Below are 24,070 nucleotides of genomic sequence, written 5' to 3'. Positions count from 1 at the left end.
TAGACTTTATGAATACTAGATATTCGCTCCCTTTTTAATTCGTCTTATTAGTTAATTTTCAAGTATTTTTTTTAAAATCTTTAACACATCATTATGGTGCGCTTGGCTTAAAAGTCCAAAAATTTTAAGCATTTCTAAAAAAATGGAAGCGTTATTTTGGTTGATAACTAAAAGGGCATGTTCTTTGAGTGTAGCCGTCCTATTTAATAAAGGAGTAGCGGTTTTTAATTCTAAAACAGAAAAGCAAAAATACAACATGGCTTGGGTTTTAGAGCCGTATTGTTGCTCTCTAATAACGATTTCACTTAATTGATTATCGTTAAAAGAACGAATAAGCAAGGGATAAGAAATGCGTGAAAGTTCAAAATCCATGCCACCAAATTGGTGAGGTCTAAATCTTTCTCTTGTAATCATAAAATGATCTTCTATAAATTGTTTTTGTTTTTCTAAATATTCTAAATTATTTTCTAAATTTTTTAAACTGATCAAATTCAATTGTTTGGCATAATAAATAATTTCACTCAACTCATAAAGAGTTTTTATTTTACCATTAGCCCCTAAAAAATGGTATTTCTCATCTTTTAAGGTAGTGAGTTCAAACTTTTCTCTATCTGTGATGGGGACATCATAACCGATTTGCCACTCTACATAATGTTTTAAACTAAAAGGGATTTTTCTGGTCGCTGTTGAAATACCATAATCGCTAAAGGCATGTCTAGTTTTCACACGCACTTTGCCTGAAATTGAAGTTAAAGGAATGGGTATTTTAATCACTTTTTTATCATAATCAATCTTAATCAAACTCACAAGGGTGTCCTTGAAATAATTTTTTAAAATACTCTAAACGCGCTCTTTTATCTTTTAAGAAAGCGTCTTTCATTTCTAAAAAAGCGAAATGATCAATGATAATATCCAAATTGCCAAAATAATAAGGGATTTTAGGAGCGATTTCCTTAAAATAATGGATATATTGGTAATAAATCAATTTATCTTGACTGATACACACCGCATTTTCGCTTGGTGCATTTAAAAAAGTCTTGTTGCGTTTAAGAGCGTTGATGTCTCGCATAGGGAAAAAATAGCCCACGCATGCACTAACTTTTTTAGCGTTAGGGTATTTATCCACATAATTGGCTATATAGTCAAAATCGTTTAAGCATAGCGTCGTGCCGCAATCAGTTTGAAAAATAAAACGCCTAATATATCCATAGTCCATTCGCCCTCGCTCATATAAGGCTATCACAATAGGAAATTCGTTGCTTTTGGTAAAATATTTAGAAGAAACAACCAAAGCGTCTAAAAGCCTGTAGTTATCCTTAAATAGTTTTAATTGTTTAAAATTAGCTTCTTTGATGAGATAAGATAAAGGGTGTAACACACAAATAAAAGCCGGCTTTAAAGCCACAAAAGATTTTAAAAAACTTATCCCTAGATCCCTAGCTTTCAAGTCATTGTCTATCTCAAAAATAAAATCTTTGTTTTTAATGTCTTGTTTAATAAAGGAAGTTCTATCATTATAAGGGGGATTGCCCACAATAATTAAAGGCTCATCTTGGCTGATGCCATAATTTTCTCTTTTAGGATTAACTAGGGCGTTTATCATTAAAGCATCGCAATTAGGGTCAATATCCGCTCCTATTTTTCTAGGGTGCTTGAGTTTTAAAAATTCTTTATTACCACAAGCGCTATCTAAAAGCGTGTAGTTTTCAATATTGGCATGCTTTTTTAAAAGCCTATAAGCACAATCCACCAAGTAAGATGGCGTGTAGTAAGCTCCCAAATTCACGCTCTCTCGCTTGGTTAAATGTTTAGGGGTGGCGATTTAAAATCCCTCACACATCCAATTGTTTCACATCTTTAGCATGTGCTTGGATAAAGGCCCTTCTAGGCTCTACTTCATCGCCCATGCAAAGCGAAAACACTGCATCGGTTTTTTCTAAATCTTCAATTTTGAGTTTGATGAGACTGCGGTTTTCTTTATGCATGGTCGTTTCCCACAAATCATTAGGGTTCATCTCGCCTAACCCCTTATAGCGTTGGATATTCGCTCCCTTTTTAGCGTAATTTTCCACTTCTTCTAAAAACGCCAAAATATCCTTATTTTCCAAGAAATCTAAATTATAATCCGTAAGTTTTTGATAAGTGTAATTCGCTTCTTCAAACAACACTTCTTTAAAAAGGTTGTCATCTAGGTTAAATTCCACCAAGCCTTTAGGGGTTTGCACATGCAAATGCAAGCTCTCTTCAGTAACAAAAGAGCGTAGAACTTGATAATTCAAGCCCTTTAATTTTTCCAAAATGCTTTTTTCTAACACTTTCATATCAAAGCTTAAAGCGTCTTTAGTTTCAATCAAAAAGCGTAAAATTTCTAGCAAGTTGTAGCGTTTTTCTAACTCCAAAAGCGCATAGCGGTAATGGCGTGCCACTTTTAACAAACTCATCAAATCGTTCTTGCCAATCCCTTCAATATCCACTGAATTGATGCCATGCTCAATTAAAAAATGATCTAAAGCAATGCTGTCTTTAAGATAAATTTCTGTCTTGCCTTTCTTGTATTTATAAAGGGGGGCCTGAGCGATATAAACATGCCCTTGTTCAATCAATGGGCGTAAATAACGATAGAAAAAAGTCATCAGCAAAGTTTGGATATGGCTCCCATCCACATCAGCATCAGTCATGATAATGATTTTATGATAGCGCAACCTTTCTATATCAAAACTCTCTTGAATGCCGCACCCAAAAGCCGTGATCATGTTTTTAATTTCTTCTGATTTTAAGATTTTTGACAAATGGCTTTTTTCCACATTTAAAATCTTACCTTTTAAGGGTAAAATCGCTTGGAAAACCCTATCGCGCCCTTGTTTAGCGCTCCCACCTGCACTATCGCCCTCCACTAAAAAGATTTCACTCTCTAAGGGATCTTTACTCTGGCAATCGGCTAATTTTCCCGGCAAAGTGCCGACACTCAAATTGTCTTTTTTTCTGGTAAGCTCTCTGGCTTTTTTGCTGGCTTCTCTGGCTTTTGCAGCTAAAAGGGCTTTATTGGCGATGATTTTAGCTTCGTTGGGGTTTTCTTCTAAAAATTGATGGATCTTATCATAGACTAATTTTGAAACCAACGCGCGTGCATACGAGCTACCAAGCTTGGATTTAGTCTGCCCTTCAAATAACGGCTCGCTCATTTTCAAGCTCACAATAGCCACTAAACCCTCTTTAATGTCTTCAGAAATGGGGCGAGATTCTTTAGTTTTAATGTTATGGTCAATATATTGCAAGATCGCTTTAGACAAGCCCATTTTAAAGCCCGCCTCATGCGTGCCGCCCTCAGAAGTTTTAATGTTATTCACAAAGCTCAAAGTGTTTTCATTATAATCATCAGCATACGCCAAAGCGACCTCTATGGAAGTGCGCGTTTCTTCGTCCATGCTTTTAAACGAAATAATGGGGGTGAGCAACTCTTTTTTAGCGCTGTCCTTAACGAATTGTTTCAAGCCGTCTTCATAGAAATAAGTCTCTTGCAATTGGGTTTTTTCTTCTTTGAAAGCAATTTTTAAGCCATCGTTAAGATACGCCATTTCTTTGAAGCGTTTTTGCAAAATACCCGCTTGAAATTCAACGACCTCCATCACGCTTCCATCAGGGAAAAATTCAATAGTCGTGCCGCTTTCTTTAGCGTTTTTAGTCTTGCCAATGATTTCAAGCTCGCTAATGGGGATACCTTTTTCAAATTCTTGACGATAGATTTGACCCTCTTTTTTAATGGTCATGATCAAGCGTTTGCTCAAAGCATTCACAACCGAAACGCCCACGCCATGCAACCCACCTGAAACCTTATAAGTATCATTATCAAACTTCCCCCCCGCATGCAACATCGTTAAAACCACGGTGCAAGCGGGGATTTTTTCCGTGGGGTGGATACCCACAGGAATGCCTCGCCCGTTATCTTCTACAATGCATGAGCCTTCATCGGTCAAAGTGATATTGATAGTGTCGCAAAAACCCGCCATGCTCTCATCTACAGCGTTATCCACGACTTCATACACCATGTGGTGCAACCCGCCCACATTGGTATCGCCAATATACATCCCGGGGCGTTTCCTAACCCCTTCTAAGCCTTTTAAAACCTTAATACTATGGCTTTGATAATCTTGCATGCAACCAGCCTTTATAGTGTGATGGGCATCATCAAAGTAGAAATTTTAGCGTTCAAATGGCTTTGCTTTTCATCAAGGGGTTCTTGGATTAAAAACGGCGATGAAGATTCATTGCATTGTAAAACAAACTGCGTTGTCCCTAAGGCGTTCAAGGCTTCAAGGAAAAATTTCGCATTCACGCCCAAATGAAAGGCTTTTTCAATATCCAAACCTTTTTCAATCTCAATGGAAGTTTTAGCGGTTTCGCTATGTTCAGAATCCAAAGATTCAAACAAAGCGTTGTTTTTTTCTAAAGTGAGTTTAATCGTAGAGCTTAAAGAACTGCATAGCTTAATGCTCTCTTTAAATTCTTCCTTGCCCAAAGTGAAAGAAGATGCGTATTCTTTAGGGAGAATTTTTTGATAATCAGGGTAATTCCCATCAATGAGCTTGGTGAAAAAAGTGTGCGTTTCGTTTTCAATGACCGCCAACATGCCGTCGCTTTTAAAACTAAAATTTTCATAAAAAAGTTTAAGGATTTCTAATAAAGCCCGTTTAGGCAAAATGCAAGAAATGTCTTCTTCAGTAGAATGGACAGAGATGTTTTTTAACTGCGTATAAGAAAGTCTTTTAGTATCCGTGCCTACCACGGAAAGGGTTTGATGGGTTTTGTCAAATTGCATTAAAACGCCGGCTAATTCTCTTTTATGGCTGGTTTGTTCCACCACAGGGGCGATTTTTTTAAACGCATCCACTAAAAAGGGAGCATTCACTTCTAAACTCACTTTGGGATCTATAACAGGAAATTCAGGAAACTCGTCAGCGTCAAACATGGGGAGTTTGAAAGAGCTTTTATTTTGTTTGATCACCAAGCTGTCTTCTTTAGTCTCTAAAGTAATATTAGAGTCTTTTAAACATGAGATAATGTCCAAAAACTTTTTCCCATTAATGGTGCCAACGCCCTCTTTATCCGTAGATTGCGTAGAGATATAGCTTTTTAGCCCAATGTCTGAATCGCTGGCTTTCAAAAAAAGCTTTTCTTGAATGACCTCTAAATGGATGTGTGAAGCGATAGAAGAAGCGTCCTTTTTATCCAAAAAAGCTTGCAAGTAGCGCAAAGTATTTTCTAAATCGTTTTTACTAACACTGATTTTCATGGCTAAGTATTTCCCTTGAATTTTTGCCCCTATTATAGCATAAAATAACGCTTTTTTAAGGGTTCAAGCGTATTCCTACCCCTATACGATTAGAAAAAACATCGTATTCATACAAACCATCGCCATAGCCGTTAAACCACTGCGCATAAATCCCCACAAAAGGGTTAATGCGGTAGGTATAGCCTAAGCGGAAAGCGCCATGCCAGCGATCATAGCGCCAGTATTGCGTGAAAATATCATAGAGTTGCAATTCAAAATGGTGGCGCCCTCTCCTGTAATCTATTTTAGCGTTACCATAACCCATGTAATCAATCAAATTAGGGTTGGATTGATCATAGGGGACATAGGGCCAATAAGCGACCATGATTTTTAGGCCTCCCTTTTCCCACACCAAACGAAACACAGGGCGTTGCCCTGCGCTCACAGAACGGCAACCTCCCCAACGCACGTCTTTTTGCCCGTTATAATTTTTAACGATGACAGGCCCTCCTGGAAACTGGTTTTCAGGATTGCCTTCTTTATTGAAAGGTTGGTAACATTGCGCGCCCCCCACGCCATTAGAAATATGCTGCCAGCCTATCCAAATTTCAGAAAAATTCCCTATTTTACCCCCAAAAGGTTTGAAATTGATAGGATAAACATAAATGAGTTCAGGCATGAAATTGATCATTCGCATGGGAGCGGATTGAGGGTCGTTATAAATTTGAAACCAATTGGTTTGGGTATAAGCCAAATAAAGCGTGCCTTTAGTCCAAAGAATATGCCTAAATACTGGCACTCTAAAACTGATTTGGAATTTAAACTCATTGCGTTGATACGGGTTGATATTAGGATGATACCATTGAAAAATGGGGGTGAAACTATGGTAAAAAGGCAAAAAGTAAGTGCCTAGATAATCCATCATGTTTAAATATTTTTTAGCAAAATCCACCCAAGAATGTTCTTTGGGGGCTTTTTGTGGAGCGAGATACCAAGTATTGGACAAATCGTTTTGCGTTTTAACTATATGCAAATCCTGTTTGCGCAAATAATAGTTATAATCCACCTTAAAATTATCTTGTGAAAATTTTTTGCCTTCTAGCTGACAAACTATAAAGATCATAAAGAGCAAAAATTTGCTTTTCATTAAGTCTTCTTATTTTACTTAAATTGCAGGATAAAAATCGCTAAAATCACTACAGGCGCGATAAAACGAACGCTAAAATGCCATGCTTTAAAAACGCTTTTCTTAAAAAAATGCTTCGTGGCTAAAAAAGAACGCTTTTTGTTTAAAATCCATCCCACGAATAAGACTGCAAACAAGCCTCCCAAAGGCATTAAAAATGAAGAAGTGATGAAATCTAGCCATTCAAACACGCTCTTATGGGCAAAGCTCAAAAACTTAGCGTATCGTTCATTCATAGAGAGAATGACTAAAACGCCTAAAACATACACAACAATCCCTATCCATAACGATGCTTGAATGCGTGAAAAATTAAAACGATTAATGAGATAAAGCACTAAAGGCTCTACCAAAGAAACCGTAGAAGTGATCCCAGCAAAAACAAGGGCTAGAAAGAAAAAGAGGGAGACAATCTGCCCGCTCATTCCCATTTCAGCGAAAGTTAAAGGTAAGGAGATAAAAACAAGCCCTGGCCCTTGAGACACATCTGCATGGTATTCAAACACAAAGGTAAAAATCATCACCCCAGCAATGAGCGAGATCAAAATACCCGGTAAAACGATAAATAGAGAGCTTTTTAATAGATTTTCTTTTTTAGGCGTAAAGGCTGAATAAGTAATGATCGTGCCTACTCCCAAACTCAAAGAAAAGAACATCTGCCCTAAAGCGTCCATAACAACCTTAAAATTAATTTTTTGAATGTCAAAACTAAATAAAAAATGCAAGGCTTTAGGCATGCTTTCTAAAGTCATCGCATAGATTAAAAGCCCTATGAAAATCACAAACAATAAGGGCATCAGCACGACATTTAATTTTTCAATCCCTTCTTCAATCCCCTTAGAAACAAACCATATTGTCGGCAATAAGCATGCGCTAAAACCAATAATGGGCCAGATTAAACTACCATTTTGAAGCATGCTAAATTGCATTTTAGCTTGCTCTAAATTTTTAGGCAAATCAAAAGTTACGACAAAAAGATAGTAAAGCACCCAGCCTAACACCACTGCATAAAAGGATAAAATGAGAGGACCGCCTAAGAGAAAAAAAGAAGTGGAAGGGTAATATTTTTTCCTTTTAGGATCTAAGATTTGATAATTAGAAACAACATCTTTTTTACCCAAATTCCCAATGAGCATTTCTACTAAAAGCATGGCGATGCCTAAACTCAAGGTTAGCACTAGATATAAAAGCACAAACGCGCTCCCCCCATTATGGCCTACCATGTAAGGGAAGCGCCAAATATGCCCCAAACCAATAGAGCTACCCAAAGTAGCTAAAATAAAGCCTAATTTAGAAAATTTTCCCATGCCAGTCTTTTAATAAATCTTACCCACCCAAATAGAAAACACAATTAAAGGGGTAATATATTTAAGCAAGAAATACCAAACTGCAAACAATTTAGGGCCTAAAAAGTGCGAGCTGAAGAGACGCAATTTTTCTTTTTTCAAAATCCAGCCCATAAAAATAAAGGTCGCCATCCCGCCTAAAGGCATGATAATGGTGCTTGATGCAAAATCCAACCAATCAAAAAGACTTTTTTCAAAGAAAGTGAGCGAGTCTTTATAATCGTTATGAAGCGAGAGAATCAACACCACGCCCACGATAAAAATCAACCCTACAAGACCCCAAGTAGTCTTGAAACGAGAGTATTGATACCTTTCGGTAAGATACATCACGCTTGGCTCTAATAAAGCCACCGTGGAAGTGATGCCCGCAAAAGCGAGTGCAATTAAGAAAAGGACTGAGACAAGAATGCCTATCGCTCCCATTTGACCAAAAACCACCGGTAAGGAAGTGAAGATTAACCCTGTGCCTTGCGAAACATTCGCCCCGTATTCAAACACAAAGGTAAAAATCATAAGCCCTGCCACAAGAGAAATTAAAATCCCTGATAAAACCACCCAAATGGTGCTTTTAAGCAAATTCTGCGTTTTATCCGTAACAGCAGCATAAGTGATATTAATCCCTAATCCTATGCTTAAAGAAAAGAAGACTTGCCCCAAAGAATAAGTGAATACTTGAGAGGTCAAATCTTTTGGTTTGAAATCAAACATGAAATGAAAAGCTTTAGAAAAAGAATCCAAGCTCATCGCATAAAAAAGCAAACCAAAAAAAGTAGCGAAGAGCAAGGGCATTAAAACCAAATTGAGTTTTTCAATGCCTTCTTTAATCCCTCTAGAAACAATCCAGCCAGTTATAAACAAAACACTAAAAAGCCCTATGGATTGTAGCCCTATAGACTGCAAAGTTTGAGTAAAAATTTGTTCAGATTCTTGGATGCTGTTAGGCAAATGAAAACTGACGCTCACCAAATAATAAAGCACCCAGCCTAAAATCGTCCCATAAAAAGTTAGAATTAATGGCCCAGAAATAAGCATAAGCCCTGCGTATTTCCAGCGTTTTTTAGGGGTAGCGTCAAGCTCTTTAAAAGCTTCTGTAACATTTTTTTGAGTGCTTTGCCCTAGCACCATTTCAGCGATAAACATCGCCGCACCAACGCTTAAGGATAAAAATAAAAATAATAAAACAAAAGCACCCCCACCACTCACCCCAGCCATATAGGGGAAACGCCAGATATGCCCTAAACCAATCGCGCTCCCTAAAGCCGCTAAAACAAATCCTAATTTAGAAAAATGATTACCCATTCTTAACTACCAAACTCCTTGTCAATGATTGAAATTAAGGGGCTATGCCCTTAATTGCTTGATGATTGCTGTTATTATTTTTTGAAATTTTTAAAGATCCTAAAATTTAAGAAAAAACCCACTTCAAAAATACCTAAAAATATAAGGCAACGCTCTTAAATTATACTATAGTTAAGTTACATATTGTATAATTTTAATGGAATTTCATTATTTAAATTTAAAGGGAATTAATGCACTGTAGGGTATATTATGAAGATACCGATTCTGAAGGCGTGGTTTATCATGCAAATTATTTAAAATATTGCGAAAGGGCTAGAAGCGAGTTCTTTTTTAAAAAAAATGTCTTGCCAGAAAATGAAGAAGGCGTGTTTGTCATCCGCTCTATCAAAGCGGATTTTTTTACCCCTGCAAGCCTTGGGCAAGTCTTAGAGATAAGAACGCAAATTAAAGAATTGAGAAAGGTTTTTGTGGTGCTTTTTCAAGAAATTTATTGCATCCAAAACGCTTCTTTAGAGCCTATGAAGCCTTTTAAAGTCTTTGCTTCAGAAATTAAATTCGGCTTTGTCAACCGCTCCACATACAGCCCTATCGCCATTCCTAAATTATTCAAGGAATTGCTCAATGCCGTCTGATTTAGAAAAACCCACTATTATTTACCCTTGCCTTTGGGATTATAGGGTGATTATGACCACTAAAGATTCAAGCTTATTGAAAGAACTTTTAGAAACCTACCAACGCCCCTTTCAATTGGAATTGAAAAACACTTCTAAAAGCGCTAAATTTTATAGCTTTAATGTTTCTATGGAAGTTTCAAACGAAGCAGAACGGAATGAGATTTTTCAAAAGATTTCGCAATTAAAAGTTGTAGCTCATGTGCTTTAATCTCATGCACTTTAATCTCCTAAAACAAACGCCTTAAATTTTTCACCCCTTTCTTTATATGAAGAAAATTGATCCAAACTGGCCGCACTAGGTGAAAGCAAAGCGACTTCATTGTGCAATAAAACGCTTTTAATTTCTCCAACCGCTTTTTCTAACTCCAAGCAAACCTTACAAACAAGATCAAATTCTTGTGCTAAAGCCTGGATAATAAAAGCGCTTGAACCTATCGCATAAAGGCTTATTGCATAATGTTTCAACTCTTCAAAAAGGGGGGTTAAATTGACCCCTTTAATATCGCCCCCTAAAATCAAATGGATTTTTTGGTTTTTAAAGGTTTTTAGAGCTTGCAAGGTGGCATCAATGTTCGTGGCCTTGCTGTCATCTACCCATAAACGCCCCTTTTTATCCCTAAATTCCTCCATTTTATGCGAACCGATTTTAAAAGCGTTCAACCTTTTAAGGGCGTTTTCTTTATAATCTTGCCATTTTAGGCGGTTTATTTTTAAAAATTGTTCATAAACTAAAAGGGCTAAGGCGGCGTCTAATAAAAACGCTCCCTTAAAAGAAAGGGCGTTAGAAGGGATTGCTAAATTTTCTAAAATTTCTTCGCTTTTGTCAAAAAAGATTTTTTGCGCTTGCGAATTTTGCACAATTGGATGTTCTTTGAATTTTAAAGGGAGGATAGCTAGGGAAGTTTTAGGCATCAAGGTTAAAACCTTGAGTTTAGCGTTCAAATAATTTTCAAAATTGCAATGCCAGCTTAAGTGATCGGCTTCCACATTGATGAGCAAATAAATCAAAGGGTAAGCCTTGTTAGTGTAGTGCAAAGAAAAAGAGCTTGTTTCTAGCACCCACAAAGGCGATCGTTTTTCAAACAATTCAATCAAGGGCGTGCCAATATTCCCCCCACTCACAGCCTTAAAATCTTCTAAAAGCATGGTGAGCATTTCTGTTGTGGTGGTTTTGCCATTGGTGCCGCTAATGCTTATAGTAGTGGGCGTGAAAGAAGAATCAAAGAGACTATCAATATAATCGTATTCGCTCACTAAATGCTTGGCTTTTATGACTAAAGGGTGCGTGAAACTAATGCCAGGGCTGACTATTTCTAGTTGGGAATCATTAGGGTCAAAATCCTTACTGGGATAACAAAGAAAACCCTCACTATCCTTATGAAATAAAGTGAATCGGTCATCAAAAAATCCCACTTCGTTATGGTTTTTTTTCAAAAAACGCGCCAAGGCTAAAGTAGTTTTGCCATGCCCAAACAAAGAGATTTTCATTTAACGCACCTTCAAGCTTAAAAGAGCGACTAAATTACTCAGCATAGAAATGATCCAAAAACGCACAATCACTTTATTTTCTGCCCAACCCTTTTGTTCAAAATGATGATGGATGGGCGCCATTAAAAAAAGGCGTTTTTTACGGGTTTTATAGCTCCCTACTTGCAAGATCACCGATAAAGTTTCTACCACAAAAATAGACCCCATTAAAACGAGTAAGATTTCATTATGCGAAACAATAGCGTTATAAGCGATAAACCCCCCTAAAGCCAAACTCCCGCTATCGCCCATAAACACGCTTGCCGGGTTGCAGTTATACCACAAAAAGCCAAAAAGCGATCCAATTAACGCTAACGAGACAACGAACAATTCCCCCACATCTATGACTTTTGGATAGAGCAAGTATTTAGAAAATTCCGCATTCCCTGCCACATACACAAAAATAGAAAGGCTTAAAAGGGTGAAAATGCTAGGCACGCTCGCTAATCCGTCTAGCCCATCGGTTAAATTCACTGCGTTACTCGTGGATAAGAAAACCAACACCCAAAAACCAACCGCTAAAGCCGTAGGCATTTCAAACAAGGGGTTTTTTAAAAAAGGCGCGTATAAAAAAGTATCCAACCCCTTAAGGCTCAATAAAACAGACACCACAAGCGAAAGGACAAAAAGCATGCCAAATTTCATTTTCGCGCTCATTCCTGCATTACTTTGCTGGTTGATTTTGGTGTAATCGTCTCTAAAGCCTACAAAACTAAAGCCCACTAACACGATTATCCCTAACAACACATAAGGATTACCCAAAGACGCGCACAACAAGCTCGCAACAATGGTTGCAAAAACAAAAACAATGCCCCCCATCGTAGGGGTATCTTTTTTGTTTTGGTGGCCTGGCACGAAGCTAGAAATGGGTTGGTTAGCCTTTTTAGCCTTGGCCCATAGAATGAATTTAGGCATTAAAAAAAGCGTGAGAAAAAAAGCTATGAAAAACCCTAACCCTGCTCTAAAAGTCAAATACTGGAAAAGATTGATATTGAAATAGCCATATAGTAAAGAATAGAGCATGAAATCCCTTGTGATAAAATCGCTGCGCTTGAAATGAGACAAAAAAGAAAATTGTAGCGCAAATTGATTTACTTAAAAATAGCATGAATAGAGTATAATAAAAGTTCATTTTAATTTTATTTTTAGGAGTATTTCATGGAGCGTTCGTTGATTGGTAAAAAGGTTAGATCTTATTCTAAAATGTTAGTCGCTTTAGGGCTTTCAAGCGTGTTGGTTGGTTGTGCAATGAATCCAAGCGCTGAGACAAAAACACCAAATGACGCCAAAAATCAAAAGCAAGCTCAAACTCAAACTCACGAAAGAATGCAAACAAGCTCTGAGCATGTTACACCGCTAGATTTTAATTATCCAGTGCATATTGCTCAAGCCCCACAAAACCATCACTTCATAGGTATTTTAGCGCCACACATTCAAGTGAGCGATAATTTAAAGCCCTATATTGATAAATTCCAAGATGCCTTAGTCAATCAAATCCAAACTATTTTTGAAAAAAGAGGCTATGAAGTGTTGCATTTTCAAGATGAAAAGGCTTTGAGTGCGCAAGATAAGAGAAAAATTTTTTCCGTTTTGGATTTGAAAGGGTGGGTAGGAATCTTAGAAGATTTGAAAATGAATTTAAAAGATCCAAGCAAGCTTGATTTAGACACTCTAGTGGATCAAAGCTCAGGCTCTGTATGGTTTAATTTTTATGAGCCAGAAAGCAATCGTGTCGTCCATGATTTTGCTGTGGAAGTTGGAACTTTTCAAGCAATAACATACACATACACCTCTACTAATAGCGCTTCTGGAGGGTTTAATTCTTCAGTTAATATTGCCCATGAAAATTTGGATAAGAACAGAGAAGATGCGATACATAAGATTTTAAACAGAATGTATGCTGTAGTCATGAAAAAAGTTGTAACAGAACTTACAGAGGAAAATATTGCCAAATACAGAAACGCTATTGATAAAGCAAAAGGTTTCAAAAGTTCTGCACCTCAAAAAAATTAGTTCTTGAACGAATCGTTTAAAAATTAGCCTTAAAATCAGTCTTTTCAAAGACTATTTTAAGTATAATACACCATTCATTTCAATTTTTAAGGATACACAATGGCAAGAAGATGCACTTTAACTTTTAAAGGGCCTATGATAGGCAATCATGTAAGTCATGCGAACAACAAAAACAAGCGTCGCTTACTCCCTAATTTGCGATCAATTAAGATCCAATTAGACGATGGCACGACTAGACGCATTAAAGTGGCCGCTTCCACTTTAAGGACCATGCGTAAAGGGGCTTAGTTTTTAGGATTTTATCGTTTCTATCCATTTGGATTATAGGGGTGGTTTTGGTGTTTTTGATAGCGTTTTTAAAACCCCCCTTAAATCTAAACTTCTTTTTGAGATTAAAACACAACCTAAATTAGGTTTAGCGTTTTAATCAAGCTTAGAGGTAAATGCTTTCAAAAGAATTTATTTTGATCTAGGAATTGGTTTTGTTTGAAAAATTGAAATTTTTTAAAATCAAAAAAGACGATGAAAATCAGCCAGAAGTCAATTTAAATTCTGAAATTTATGAGCAATTTAAGGTCTTTAGACTCCCGCTTATTTTAATCCAATTACTCGTGCTTTTAGGCACTCTAGGATACTTTGCCCTAGAAAATTATAGCCTTATGCAAGCCTTCTTTCAAACGACTTATACCATGACGGCCACAGGGTTTGGCGCTTTAAATGAAAGCCAGTTTGGGCCTATAAGTATTTTTTTAACTTCCATTTTAATGTTTTGTGGGGCGGGAATTATCGCCTTTAGCGTGGCTATTTTAATTAGCGTGGTCAATAAAGGCACGCTTACTAGATTGATTAAGGAGAAAGGTATGATTTATAAAATCGCGCGCCTTAAGGATCATTATGTGATTTGTTACCACAATGAATACACGATTGAATTGAGCAAGCAATTCCGCTCCGCTCAAATCCCTTTTGTGGTCGTGGATAATGACCCTAATTTTGAAGAAGAGGCTATCAAACACAAATACCCCTACTATATTATAGGCGATCCGCACACCAATTTAGCCATGCTCAAAACCCACTTGAGCAGCGCTAGGGGCGTTGTGGCGTTGTCTAAGATTTTGCCGGTGAATGTGGCGTTAATGGTGAGCGTGCGCTTGTTTGAAAAGGAATTGAAACGAAAGCCCTACTACATCATTGCGAGCGCTCATAGCGATGAAGGCTTGGAAAAATTAAAAAAATTAGGGGCTGACATGGTGGTTTCTCCCACAAAACTCATGGCGCAACGGGTGAGCGCCATGGCGGTACGCCCGGATATGGAAAATATCTTAGAGCGTTTTATCAATAAAAAAGACACGCTTTTAGACTTAGAGGAAGTGATTGTCCCTAAAACCAGCTGGCTTGTGTTAAGGAAATTAAAAGAAGCCCATTTTAGAGAGATCGCTAAAGCCTTTGTGATTGGCATCACTCAAAAAGATGGCAAATATATCCCCATGCCTGATGGAGAAACGATTATTGCAAGCGAATCCAAGCTATTGATGGTTGGCACTTCAGAGGGCGTTGCGACTTGCAAGCAACTCATTGCCAATCATCAAAGACCTAAAGAAGTGGATTACATTTCATTGTGATTTTACACAGCCCTTTTTGTAAAATAAAAAACAAAAAAGCTTGACTCCCATCAAATATGAATAATAAAATTTAAAAATGCTAAAAACATCTTTTACAAAGTAAAGAGCTTGACTTTAGTCAAAAGGTTTTAGTTATTCATGTTTGATTAGAATAAAGCCAAGCTTCGCATGATAAGTTTGTGCAATGTATTTGTGCGTGAGTTTCTGGATGCTTTCTTTCAAAAAGCCTTCTTGCACTTTCAAGCCAAAAACGGCGTGATTGTCTAAAGTTTTCGCGCTTAAATAGTTAAAAAACACTTCTATTTCGTATTTCTTGCTTTTGTCTAGCGTGTAATCGCTTAAATCCTTGATTTTTTGCTCCCACCCCCCTTGAATGTAAATGATGTTTCTAATGTAGAAAATCCCGCTATACAAACCGCTAATTTTTGGCGTGAGTTCGTTTAAAACTTCATTAAAAGCCGTTTTCTTGGCTTCGTTTATCTCGCTTGTGGCTTGTTGCTTTTCTTGTAGGGGTAGTAAAAACATCGCTTTTAAATTCGTTTAACTTATTCAAAAAATGCGCGCTATCAAACACCTTAAAGCTTTCATCTTGCTTTAGGCTTTGCTCCATCAAGCGGTTAAGCATGCTTAATTCTAAGCGTTCCCTATCCTGTAGGTTTAAGCCTTTCGTTAAAGCGTGGTAAAGTTAAATAAGTTTTTTGAGTGTCAGTATTTGATTGGAGCAGAGCCTTTTAAGATTTTAAAAAGGCTAATCAAAAATATCCATTAAAGATAAAATGCTAATAAAACCTAAAACCATAAGTGATATTAAACATTATATGGCTTCGGTCAGAATACACATTATGCGTTAAAGGCTGTGTGCCAGGCCCGTTAGGATCAGCCGGGACATACATGCCACAATACCCAATACAATAGCCTTTTTTAGTGATATTGCCATAATATTCTAGTTTCAAATCCATTCTAATATTATACTTATTAGAAAAATAGCTCAAAAAGAGTGCGAGACTCCTTTCATCAGCCCTTGGGCTATCCGTCCAACGGCCTAAAATTTTCCAACTAAACCCCCTATATTGTGAGCCTACATACAAAAACCCGTTAATAACATTAGCGCCAACGATATTGTTAATTTCTGCATCATAAATACTATTCGTCCAAATGTTATACCCCAAAGGGTCCCCATAAATACCTATGTCGCCATTAGCGTTACCGATGTTTTTATAGACACTGCCCCCAAATTGCCATTTATTATAGTAAAAACGAGTGCGGAAGAAGTAGGTTTGCCCGCTCTTTCCTAACGGCACCTGTTGGAAAAGAATAATATCGTTTTGATTGGCTGGAGTGGCAAAAATCGGGAAAAACCCCACAAAAGTGCCTACAAAACGAAAACCCTTATTGTTAAAATTAGGGTTAGTGTCGTAAGTGATATTAATGCCTGGCGCATACATTCTTTGAAAGATCGCATAAAAATAAGGGTTGATTTTTAAGTTGTCTTTTTCATATTTCAAATCCGCCACCATTAAAGCCTTACCGCTTGTATAGTAACGCCCAAAATACCAAAACCAGTCGCTTGACGCTGAAGCCCTAGCGTCTGAATACATCACTCTAAACCTGGTGTCTTTATATTTGACAAAACCTTCAACCCCTTGAGTGTAAGAAGTGAACCAATCATACTCTTCAGCATCATAGCGCCCCCCTTTCACGCCAAAACTGAATTTATCTTTTTTGTAGTTGTAGCTCAAAAAAGCGTTATGCACCATAGCCAAACGAGGTTTTTGCACATGCAAACCGCTATGCCCTGCATACCAACCAATATATTGCCAAAAGATACCCGCTCCAAAAGGATCGGTCCTAGAGCCGGGCTGGCCATTAGGGATATTGTTACCTTGATAAGCGGTGGAGTCATAGGGGAGCGCTGCCATCATAGCCCCCACTTCCGCCCTCAAACCCTTGTATAAACCCATGCTCAAATTCAATTCGCCAAGCAAAGAAGTATAGCTACCTGTAGGGTAAATGTCTTTAGAAGGCTGGTATCTTTGGTTGTTAAAACCAAACTTGGTATAGCTGCTCACCTTTCCAACAATGCTCATGTTGAATTTATAAGCTTGAAGTTTAGATAAAAAGAGACCAGAAAAAAGCAAAAAAAATAGAGAGTAAAAAAAATATTCCTTAATTCCCAAAACCCTAACTCCCAAAGATATTGAATTAAAAATACAAAAAAGGCATATCTAAGAGATAGGGGAACTCTCTTAGAAACTATAACTAATGTGTGTCATCAAATGGCTTCTGTCTTGGGTAATGCTCTTTTTAATGCCACCCATGTCTTGAGGACCTTGCGCGAATGCAGAAGATTCAAACAAACCATTATTCAAGTTAAGCGGCTGACCGTTTGGCCCAAGGAAACCAGTTCCAGGGTTGTAACCCGCACGAATTTGGAACTCTAACCACACGAGTTTGAGACCCGCTTTAACATGCTTACTGAACTGATAGTCTAGATACATACCAATACCATATTCCAAAGCCCTTGGTGCGGTGGTGAAGCGTTGATAGACGCTCCAGCTAAACTTACCATGCTTACCTCCACCTTTAACATATTCGGTGAACGCATCAGCATCGGTAATGTTGTCAATCCCCGCAAACCCTAAGCTGTAGATACTGCCAACCCATTGTTCGATACCATCTACAGCGATGATGTTACCCCAAGTACCTAAGTTCATGTTAGGGTTACCAATGTTGAGATAAGCACCACCAACCACAAAGTAGTTGTTAATGTCTATGTGGTGGCGTAAAAAGAGTGTCGCACCGCCAGGACCTTGCAAGCCACGCCACTTACCATTATCTAAGAACGGATCCCAAGTGTTATAACGAGCGGGTGCGTAACGACCGTATTCGGCGTTATTCCAACGATAGTCATACAATGCATAGAAAGCCGTCCTGTTTCTAATGCCTATCCCTCTAAATTCAGGATTGGTATCATATTCTACTTTAACGCCGGGCAATGTACCTACCTCTGGAATAAGATACACATAAGGGTGGATCATTAAATTCTTAGTAGGGCGATAAATAATACCCGCTTTATGAATACCCCAAGGTTTTTCACGATAGATGGGGAACAACCACTGACCGTCAGCGATACCACGACCCCAAGAGCTAAAGAGCAAGAATTTCATCTTGTTAGTGAGCTTGAAAGTCCCATAAAAACCTTGGAACAATTGATACACCCAATCCATTTGCTCCTGCTCGGTAACATCAAAGCGCCCCATTACCATATGGACTCTGTCGCTATCATAGGTAAGATTCGCTTTATAAACTTCATAACGCCTTGAACCCCCAGGCAAGTAGGCGTTAGCCGGATAGTAGTTAGGGAACAAGCCGTTCCACTCACCCATATACTCCCAACCAATACCTCTAGGGTTAATGACGCCACCTGGTCCTGATTGCTCCCACATTTTAGTCGCATTCATACAAAGGCTCATAGAATCAGTGCCACAAGAAGTTTTATCCCAATAGCTTGGGGGAGTAAAATCCTTTGCCCACCTATCATACCTAGTGCTATCATAAACTTGTCCGCCCAAAACACCGCCTAAATTCACGGTCCATCCCCTACCTAAATGTATAGACCCCTCTAGCTTACCCGTAAGGTTAACAAAAGTTTCTGTAGGATAGATACCTTTAACAGGGTTAATAGGCGAGTGGTTAAAGCCCACCTTGGAGAAGTTAATAAAGTCCCCATGCACTTCATAAGTAACCGCCCCTAATGACCCCGTCGTGAACAATAGTGGCAAGGTAAAACGCTTTAGCAATGTAGCCGCAACTTTTCGTTTCTTTAATTTCATTCCTCTTCCTTACTTTACCTGAGAATAGATAAATTACTCTGTAGAAATAATTGTAGCATAAAAGAATATAGAATTAGTTTAAAATCAAGCTAGTTTTTCTTAAAATTTGCAAAATTTAAAATTTCAAACGCCAGTTTGCCAGTTAAGAGCTTCTATTTTTATAGCTGCTTTAAAACTGAACTATCACAGAGCCTTGATAATTAATAGCATGTTGGTAGTGCAACCATTTTTAAAACAAAAGAGTTAATAAGGCATGTTAAAAGAAAAGGCTTTTTTAAAACTGAATTTATTGATACAATAAAAAGCGTTGTTTTTATATAAAAAATAATGATAAGGATCAAAAATGAAAAAAATTGGTTTGAGTTTAGGTTTAATTTTTAGTTTGGGTTTTTTAAAAGCCCATGAAGTGAGCGCTGAAGAGATCGCTGATATTTTCTACAAGCTCAACGCCAAAGAGCCAAAAATGAAAATCAACCATGCTAAAGGGTTTTGCGCTAAAGGGGTGTTTCTCCCTAATCAAGCCATAAAAAACGATTTAGATGTGCCTTTGCTTGATGAAAAAGAAATTTCTGCATCTATAAGGTATTCTTTAGGGGGCGTGGCAATGGACGATAAAAGCAAAGTCAGGGGAATGGCGTTAAAATTAGAAAATCAAAACGCTAGCTGGACAATGGTGATGCTCAATACAGAAATCAATTTCGCCAAAAACCCTGAAGAATTCGCTCAATTTTTTGCGATGAGAATTCCGCAAAACGGCAAAGTAGATGAAGCAAAAATCAAAAAGCTTTATGAAGAAGTCCCCTCTTATAAAAATTTTGCCGCCTACACAAAAACCATAGGGATTAGCTCAAGCGTGGCTAACACGCCTTATTATAGCGTCCATGCGTTCAGGTTTAAAGACAAAAAAGGGGAATTATTGTCTGCGAGGTGGAAATTTGTGCCAACCGATGGCATCAAATACCTTAGCCCCCAAGAATTAAAGCAAAAAGATTCAAATTATTTGCTCTCTGCATTCCAACAACACCTTAAAACTAAACCCATAGAATATAAAATGTATCTGGTGCTTGCAAATAAAAATGACGCTACTAACGACACGACCGCGCTTTGGAAGGGCAAACACAAGGAATTATTAGTAGGGACACTAAAAGTTAAAGAATACGAAGGGATGGGCTGCAATAAAGATGTGTATTTCCCAGCCGATCTCCCTAAAGGCGTAGAAGCCCCTATTGATCCCTTGTTTCACATTAGGAATGAAGTTTATGGGATCACTTTTAGCAAAAGGCAATAAAAAGCTAAAATATGAGTTGATTGAAAAATGCATTTTTGTGGGTTTAGGGAAGTGGAATTTTTGTTTAAAACTTTTAAGCGCACCTACTAAAATCACTCGCTCTCTCATTTGAGGCACACCATAATCTAGGGCGTTTAAAATGGCATGTGCTATAGAGTAATGCCAATTGAAGTGCATCATAAGTTGTAACAATCAAGTTGTGCAATATCGCATAAAATGGTTTTTGTCTATTATTGATTTTTATCAAACGCCCTATTAGGCTTTTCTGTAATTTTGTAATTAAAAAAGTCTTGTGAAATATTAAAAACGCTCTGCCCTTCCATTTGTTGGCGGGTTATCCAATTCAAATCATTTTCTTTAATTTTAGAAATTTCTACGCATGCCACTTGCCCGTTAAACAAGTCAAAATGCACCACAATAGTAGGAATTTTATCTATTTCTAAACGCCTTTGAGCCTCTAAAACTTTATGCTGCTTAATATCATTAATCCCTTGAAACCCGCTTTGAACTTCTAGCAATAAATGATTATTTAACAAAAAGTCGGCCTTAGGACTTCTTTTAAAGCTTTCTATACTCTCAAAATTATCACCACCAAAAAATTTGATGGTTTCTTTTTGCGTGTTAAAAAGATAAGCGATAAAATCCTTAAAAAACTCCGCTACCAAAAACCCACGCATCCAAGAAAAACAAACCTCTTCAGGTCTTCTGCCCTGATTGGTTAGCTTATGGATAATATGAGTATCCACTATCTTTGAAAACACTCGTTCTATAGAGTTTTTAAAAAAATATTCTAATTCATGCTCACTATATTTAAAACAATAAATATTATTTATAGCACTAAAAATTTCAATGAGCCTTTTTTTGAGAGCGTTTAAATAATTGAAATCAATGCAAGGCTGTATGTCTTTAGCGCCTAAAAATTCCTTAAAAGCGTTTTGAGAATGAAAACCCAAACAATTTCTATAACCTTTAAAATCGTTATTATCAAACATTTTTACCCCTTAAAAAATCAAAGACAGCATGAGCGAGTGCTGCACTCAATAAAGGCGGCACGGCATTACCGATTTGCAATCTTTTAGCGCTAGCACTCCCACAGAATTTATAATTATCAGGAAAGCTTTGCAATCTTGCCCCCTCTCTAATACTTAACGCTCTAGAGTCTCTTGGATGGATACACCTAGAACTGCTTGGGGTAGAAAAATTTCTTGTAATAGTGGGGGCTGGTTTTTCCCACCACATTTTAGCGTAGGTATTAATATAGCCGCTTTTGGGGCGTAAACTTTCTGGCAAATCGTCTTTACTCTGCCCGTCTTTTAGCGTTTGCATAATTTCTATCAGTTTTTCATTGTTTTTAGGACTGCTATGCTCGCTTAATTCTTTAGAATTCCGCACAAATTCTAAAAAAACATTATCCGCATTTTTAAGATAACCCAAAGCATCGCCATTTTCACCGCTTTGAATGGGTGGTAAATCCCCTAAAGCGTCTTTTAGAGAAAAATGCATTTTTGTGGGTTTAGGGAAGTGGAATTTTTGTTTAAAACTTTTAAGTGCACCTACTAAAATCACTCGCTCTCTCATTTGAGGCACACCATAATCTAGGGCGTTTAAAATGGCATGCTCTAAAATATAACCTCTCTCTTTAAAAGCGTTACAAATTTGTTTGAATAATTGCCCTTTTTGCATAGACATCAAACCCACCACATTTTCAAAAACAAATATTTTTGGTTTCACTAAATCTAAGAGCCGCAAATATTCTTTAAACAGATTCGCTTTTTCATCCATTTTTCTTTTGCCAAGCGTGGAGTAGCTCTGGCATGGCGGTCCGCCTAGTAGAATATCAATTGGAATGCGCGGTAAATTATGGCAATCAAGTTGTGCAATATCGCATAAGATGGTTTGTGTCTCTTTATGATTGGCTTGATAGCTTAAAATAGCGTCCTTGTCTATATCATTAGCCCATATCAATTCAAAATAAGGGTGCATAGAAAAGCCATAGCTCAACCCTCCAGCACCACAAAAAATATCTGCTACTTTATACAAGTTACCTATTTTAAACTTAGATTTTGGATAAATACGGTCTGCATAAAAATCGGCTAATTTTTGATTGAATTGCTCAAAAGTTTGCGCTTCTTTCATGCTATGGGCGACACTTCGTGTTGGGTATTACTAGATTGGTTGTAAATTGGCGCCATTAAAAGCGATGTGATAAAGGCAATTAAAGCGACCACAAAAATATAAAAGCTCAAACCATAACTTTGCAAACTTTCAGGTGCTGCTATAGCTTTTGCGTTTAGCCAGCTTGAAAGTTGAGGGGTAAAGCCAGCGGTTATAGCATAGGCTATGTTATAAGCAAAGGAAATCCCACTAAAACGGATTCTAGCGCTAAACACATCGCTCATAAAAATGGGACAAAAATTCATAATACCAGCGCAAAAGCAAGCCAAAAAGTATAGAACTATGGTATTGACTAAACTTGGCGCATTAGAATAAAATTCTTTAAAGAATAAAAAACCAAAAAAGCCAAAGGCCACACTAAAAACCATACAAACTTTGTGTGGTTTGATTTTATCGGCTAAAAACCCTGTTAAAATAATAGAACTTACAATACTAACAAGCCCTAAAATTTGAAAATAGGTTTTTTCAAAAGGAGTGAAATTAAAATTGGGATGCATAAGGGTAAAATTGGGAACAAAAAGGATAAAAATCAAAATACAAGCAGTTAAAACCCAAGTGATAAGCATGGATACCAATATACCAAAAAGAGAGTCTTTAAACACCTCTTTAAGCGGGAATTTAACCAAGGCATTATCTTGCTTCATTTGCTGAAAAACAGGAGTCTCTTCTAAAAAGCGTCTCAAATAAACAGAAATGATACCAAAAATCCCTCCAAGCCCAAAAGCAACCCTCCAAGCCCAATCTTCAACAACAGCCTTGTCAAAAACCATATAAATCCCGATATAAACTAGACTCCCAAGCAAAATCCCAGAAACTACAGAAGCCGTTAAAAACCCTACAAAAGTGTTTTTTTGCCCTTGCGGAGCATGTTCTTGGACAAAAACCCAAGCGCCAGGCAATTCGCCACCCACAGCAACGCCTTGACAAACTCTAACAAACACTAAAAAAATAGGGGCTATGTAACCAAGATAATGGGCGTTTTCAGGGGCAAGTCCCATACTATTAATGCCAAAACTTACAAAATGATCAAAAGTTGGCATCAAAGCTAGCATAAAGGTTGGGATTACCATCAATAAAATAGAGAGCATGAACATGTTTTTACGACCAAATCTATCCCCAAAGTGGGCCATCACTATGCCACCAAGCGGGCGCGCTAGATAACCTGCAGCAAAGATACCATAAGTGTTAATTTCAGACCAAATAGGGCTAAGCGTGTTCGGGAAAAAGTGTTTGGCAATGATACTTGTAAAAAATACAAAGATAATAAAATCATAAAATTCCAAAGTCCCACCAAGTGAAGATAACCCTAAGGTTTTTATCTCTTTTTTGCTTAAATGTTTTATTAATTATCCTTTCACTAAGGCTATCGCCTATTTTAAATTTTTCATTTTGAAACTAAGGTTGATAAAATTGATACAGCTACTTTACATCTTAACGGCATTTTTTAGATAATAAGCAGTAAATGAAATTTTAATTAGCGTTCAAAAAGTGATTCATCTTATCTTTTTTATTGTTAAGCATGACTTAAATGAGTTTAAAACTCTATCCGATCATCGCATTTTGCCATCGCATTTTATCGTTTTACACAAAACCCACAAAATAGGGGGTATTTTGCGATGCCTTAACCCCCCAATCATATTTTTTTCAAAAATGCGTTTGAAGTTGGCTATTTTTTCGCCCTTTTCCTCATGTTGGGGTCTAAAATCTTTTTCCTAATCCTTAAATTCAAAGGCGTAACTTCTAAAATCTCATCTTCTTCAATCCATTCCAACGCTCTTTCTAAAAGCTAGAGAGCGCATGAATAATCTCTCCAATTATAGAAATCTTTATTTAATTTTTTAAAA

The 24,070-nt window shown here is 37.3% G+C and carries 20 protein-coding genes and 4 pseudogenes; 6 read left to right on the top strand and 18 right to left on the bottom strand.

What is annotated here, in order from left to right; translation table 11 throughout:
• Window positions 1-51: 51 nt before the first annotated feature.
• From AA977_RS02345 to AA977_RS02315, 7 genes are read right to left on the bottom strand one after another with little or no spacing between them, the layout of a single operon-like run.
• Complete coding sequence (locus AA977_RS02345) at window positions 52-807, bottom strand: R.Pab1 family restriction endonuclease (RefSeq protein ID WP_064434437.1); 756 nt, start codon at window positions 805-807, stop codon at window positions 52-54.
• Entirely contained in the window at window positions 794-1,786 is a 993-nt protein-coding gene (locus tag AA977_RS02340; RefSeq protein ID WP_064434436.1) for a hypothetical protein, read from the bottom strand. Before AA977_RS02340 ends, AA977_RS02345 begins: the two co-directional genes overlap by 14 nt.
• 46 nt (window positions 1,787-1,832) lie before the next feature.
• Window positions 1,833-4,154, bottom strand: a complete 2,322-nt coding sequence (gene gyrB / locus AA977_RS02335; protein ID WP_064434435.1) for a DNA topoisomerase (ATP-hydrolyzing) subunit B — start codon at window positions 4,152-4,154, stop codon at window positions 1,833-1,835.
• Between the two features lie 11 nt (window positions 4,155-4,165).
• Complete coding sequence (gene dnaN / locus AA977_RS02330; RefSeq protein ID WP_064434434.1) at window positions 4,166-5,290, bottom strand: DNA polymerase III subunit beta; 1,125 nt, start codon at window positions 5,288-5,290, stop codon at window positions 4,166-4,168.
• Window positions 5,291-5,345: 55 nt separating this feature from the next.
• Complete coding sequence (locus tag AA977_RS02325) at window positions 5,346-6,416, bottom strand: phospholipase A (RefSeq protein WP_064434433.1); 1,071 nt, start codon at window positions 6,414-6,416, stop codon at window positions 5,346-5,348.
• Window positions 6,417-6,430: 14 nt separating this feature from the next.
• On the bottom strand, window positions 6,431-7,759 hold the full coding sequence (locus AA977_RS02320) for a sodium-dependent transporter (protein ID WP_064434432.1): 1,329 nt from the start codon (window positions 7,757-7,759) through the stop codon (window positions 6,431-6,433).
• 9 nt (window positions 7,760-7,768) lie between these two features.
• The gene (locus tag AA977_RS02315) at window positions 7,769-9,097 is read right to left on the bottom strand and encodes a sodium-dependent transporter (RefSeq protein ID WP_064434431.1); all 1,329 of its coding nucleotides are present in this window, start codon (window positions 9,095-9,097) and stop codon (window positions 7,769-7,771) included.
• Between the two features lie 230 nt (window positions 9,098-9,327).
• Between AA977_RS02315 and ybgC the strand changes: the two genes are divergently transcribed.
• Complete coding sequence (ybgC, locus tag AA977_RS02310; RefSeq protein ID WP_000543550.1) at window positions 9,328-9,729, top strand: acyl-CoA thioesterase YbgC; 402 nt, start codon at window positions 9,328-9,330, stop codon at window positions 9,727-9,729.
• Window positions 9,719-9,979 (top strand): HP0495 family protein, encoded by a 261-nt coding sequence (locus AA977_RS02305; protein ID WP_064434430.1) that lies wholly within the window; start codon window positions 9,719-9,721, stop codon window positions 9,977-9,979. The genes ybgC and AA977_RS02305 overlap by 11 nt, the downstream gene beginning before the upstream one ends.
• A gap of 11 nt (window positions 9,980-9,990) precedes the next feature.
• On the opposite strand, the gene murD is transcribed toward AA977_RS02305, so the two are convergent.
• Together murD and mraY are read right to left on the bottom strand one after the other, a co-directional pair.
• Window positions 9,991-11,259: a UDP-N-acetylmuramoyl-L-alanine--D-glutamate ligase gene (gene murD / locus AA977_RS02300; RefSeq protein ID WP_064434429.1), complete on the bottom strand. Its 1,269-nt coding sequence runs from the start codon at window positions 11,257-11,259 to the stop codon at window positions 9,991-9,993.
• Complete coding sequence (gene mraY / locus AA977_RS02295) at window positions 11,260-12,321, bottom strand: phospho-N-acetylmuramoyl-pentapeptide-transferase (protein ID WP_064434428.1); 1,062 nt, start codon at window positions 12,319-12,321, stop codon at window positions 11,260-11,262.
• Window positions 12,322-12,456: 135 nt separating this feature from the next.
• On the opposite strand from mraY, the gene AA977_RS02290 reads away from it, so the two are divergent.
• The 3 genes from AA977_RS02290 to AA977_RS02280 all read left to right on the top strand — a co-directional run bounded on the left by AA977_RS02290 (window position 12,457) and on the right by AA977_RS02280 (window position 14,930).
• Complete coding sequence (locus tag AA977_RS02290) at window positions 12,457-13,311, top strand: HpaA family protein (protein WP_064434427.1); 855 nt, start codon at window positions 12,457-12,459, stop codon at window positions 13,309-13,311.
• A 99-nt stretch (window positions 13,312-13,410) separates the two neighbouring features.
• Window positions 13,411-13,599: a 50S ribosomal protein L28 gene (rpmB, locus tag AA977_RS02285; protein WP_021436298.1), complete on the top strand. Its 189-nt coding sequence runs from the start codon at window positions 13,411-13,413 to the stop codon at window positions 13,597-13,599.
• A gap of 194 nt (window positions 13,600-13,793) precedes the next feature.
• Complete coding sequence (locus AA977_RS02280; protein ID WP_033760907.1) at window positions 13,794-14,930, top strand: potassium channel family protein; 1,137 nt, start codon at window positions 13,794-13,796, stop codon at window positions 14,928-14,930.
• Between the two features lie 132 nt (window positions 14,931-15,062).
• On the opposite strand, the pseudogene AA977_RS02275 reads toward AA977_RS02280, so the two are convergent.
• From AA977_RS02275 to hofC, 4 genes and pseudogenes are all read right to left on the bottom strand, one after another.
• Window positions 15,063-15,437: pseudogene (locus AA977_RS02275) on the bottom strand (DUF1542 domain-containing protein); the annotation flags it as partial.
• Window positions 15,430-15,612: pseudogene (locus AA977_RS08230) on the bottom strand (hypothetical protein); the annotation flags it as partial. The pseudogenes AA977_RS02275 and AA977_RS08230, both read right to left, overlap by 8 nt.
• A gap of 97 nt (window positions 15,613-15,709) precedes the next feature.
• Window positions 15,710-17,107 carry an outer membrane beta-barrel protein HofD gene (gene hofD / locus AA977_RS02270; RefSeq protein ID WP_064434425.1) on the bottom strand — a complete coding sequence of 466 codons (1,398 nt, stop codon included), beginning with the start codon at window positions 17,105-17,107 and terminating at the stop codon, window positions 15,710-15,712.
• A gap of 69 nt (window positions 17,108-17,176) precedes the next feature.
• Complete coding sequence (gene hofC, locus AA977_RS02265) at window positions 17,177-18,763, bottom strand: outer membrane beta-barrel protein HofC (protein WP_064434424.1); 1,587 nt, start codon at window positions 18,761-18,763, stop codon at window positions 17,177-17,179.
• 343 nt (window positions 18,764-19,106) lie between these two features.
• Between hofC and AA977_RS02260 the strand changes: the two genes are divergently transcribed.
• A complete protein-coding gene (locus AA977_RS02260; protein WP_064434423.1) occupies window positions 19,107-20,051 on the top strand; it encodes a catalase family peroxidase in 945 nt (314 codons plus the stop codon).
• Between the two features lie 17 nt (window positions 20,052-20,068).
• Here AA977_RS02260 and AA977_RS07555 read toward each other — a convergent pair.
• The 5 genes and pseudogenes from AA977_RS07555 to AA977_RS08200 form a co-directional block, all read right to left on the bottom strand.
• Window positions 20,069-20,210, bottom strand: a pseudogene (locus AA977_RS07555) (DNA cytosine methyltransferase); the annotation flags it as partial.
• 71 nt (window positions 20,211-20,281) lie between these two features.
• On the bottom strand, window positions 20,282-21,043 hold the full coding sequence (locus tag AA977_RS02255; RefSeq protein WP_064434422.1) for a hypothetical protein: 762 nt from the start codon (window positions 21,041-21,043) through the stop codon (window positions 20,282-20,284).
• A complete protein-coding gene (locus tag AA977_RS02250) occupies window positions 21,036-22,091 on the bottom strand; it encodes a DNA cytosine methyltransferase (protein WP_064435180.1) in 1,056 nt (351 codons plus the stop codon). Before AA977_RS02250 ends, AA977_RS02255 begins: the two co-directional genes overlap by 8 nt.
• A 92-nt stretch (window positions 22,092-22,183) precedes the next feature.
• A complete protein-coding gene (locus tag AA977_RS02245; RefSeq protein ID WP_064434421.1) occupies window positions 22,184-23,569 on the bottom strand; it encodes an MFS transporter in 1,386 nt (461 codons plus the stop codon).
• 323 nt (window positions 23,570-23,892) lie between these two features.
• A pseudogene (locus AA977_RS08200) lies at window positions 23,893-24,012 on the bottom strand (hypothetical protein); the annotation flags it as partial.
• Window positions 24,013-24,070: the final 58 nt, after the last annotated feature.

The sequence above is a fragment of the Helicobacter pylori genome, assembly GCF_001653455.1.
GTDB classification, from domain to species: domain Bacteria; phylum Campylobacterota; class Campylobacteria; order Campylobacterales; family Helicobacteraceae; genus Helicobacter; species Helicobacter pylori_A.
Note: the sequence above shows the minus strand (reverse complement) of the source record. Positions and strands in the feature narration are given on the sequence as shown.

Bases quoted from the DNA above. Each gene is read 5' to 3' on its own strand.
- mraY (WP_064434428.1), bottom strand. From the start codon at position 12,321: ATGCTCTATTCTTTACTATATGGCTATTTCAATATCAATCTTTTCCAG.
- dnaN (WP_064434434.1), bottom strand. From the start codon at position 5,290: ATGAAAATCAGTGTTAGTAAAAACGATTTAGAAAATACTTTGCGCTAC.
- gyrB (WP_064434435.1), bottom strand. From the start codon at position 4,154: ATGCAAGATTATCAAAGCCATAGTATTAAGGTTTTAAAAGGCTTAGAA.
- AA977_RS02305 (WP_064434430.1), top strand. From the start codon at position 9,719: ATGCCGTCTGATTTAGAAAAACCCACTATTATTTACCCTTGCCTTTGG.
- AA977_RS02320 (WP_064434432.1), bottom strand. From the start codon at position 7,759: ATGGGAAAATTTTCTAAATTAGGCTTTATTTTAGCTACTTTGGGTAGC.
- AA977_RS02260 (WP_064434423.1), top strand. From the start codon at position 19,107: ATGAAAAAAATTGGTTTGAGTTTAGGTTTAATTTTTAGTTTGGGTTTT.
- AA977_RS02325 (WP_064434433.1), bottom strand. From the start codon at position 6,416: ATGAAAAGCAAATTTTTGCTCTTTATGATCTTTATAGTTTGTCAGCTA.
- AA977_RS02315 (WP_064434431.1), bottom strand. From the start codon at position 9,097: ATGGGTAATCATTTTTCTAAATTAGGATTTGTTTTAGCGGCTTTAGGG.
- murD (WP_064434429.1), bottom strand. From the start codon at position 11,259: ATGAAAATCTCTTTGTTTGGGCATGGCAAAACTACTTTAGCCTTGGCG.
- hofC (WP_064434424.1), bottom strand. From the start codon at position 18,763: ATGAAATTAAAGAAACGAAAAGTTGCGGCTACATTGCTAAAGCGTTTT.
- AA977_RS02290 (WP_064434427.1), top strand. From the start codon at position 12,457: ATGGAGCGTTCGTTGATTGGTAAAAAGGTTAGATCTTATTCTAAAATG.
- ybgC (WP_000543550.1), top strand. From the start codon at position 9,328: ATGCACTGTAGGGTATATTATGAAGATACCGATTCTGAAGGCGTGGTT.
- AA977_RS02255 (WP_064434422.1), bottom strand. From the start codon at position 21,043: ATGTTTGATAATAACGATTTTAAAGGTTATAGAAATTGTTTGGGTTTT.
- rpmB (WP_021436298.1), top strand. From the start codon at position 13,411: ATGGCAAGAAGATGCACTTTAACTTTTAAAGGGCCTATGATAGGCAAT.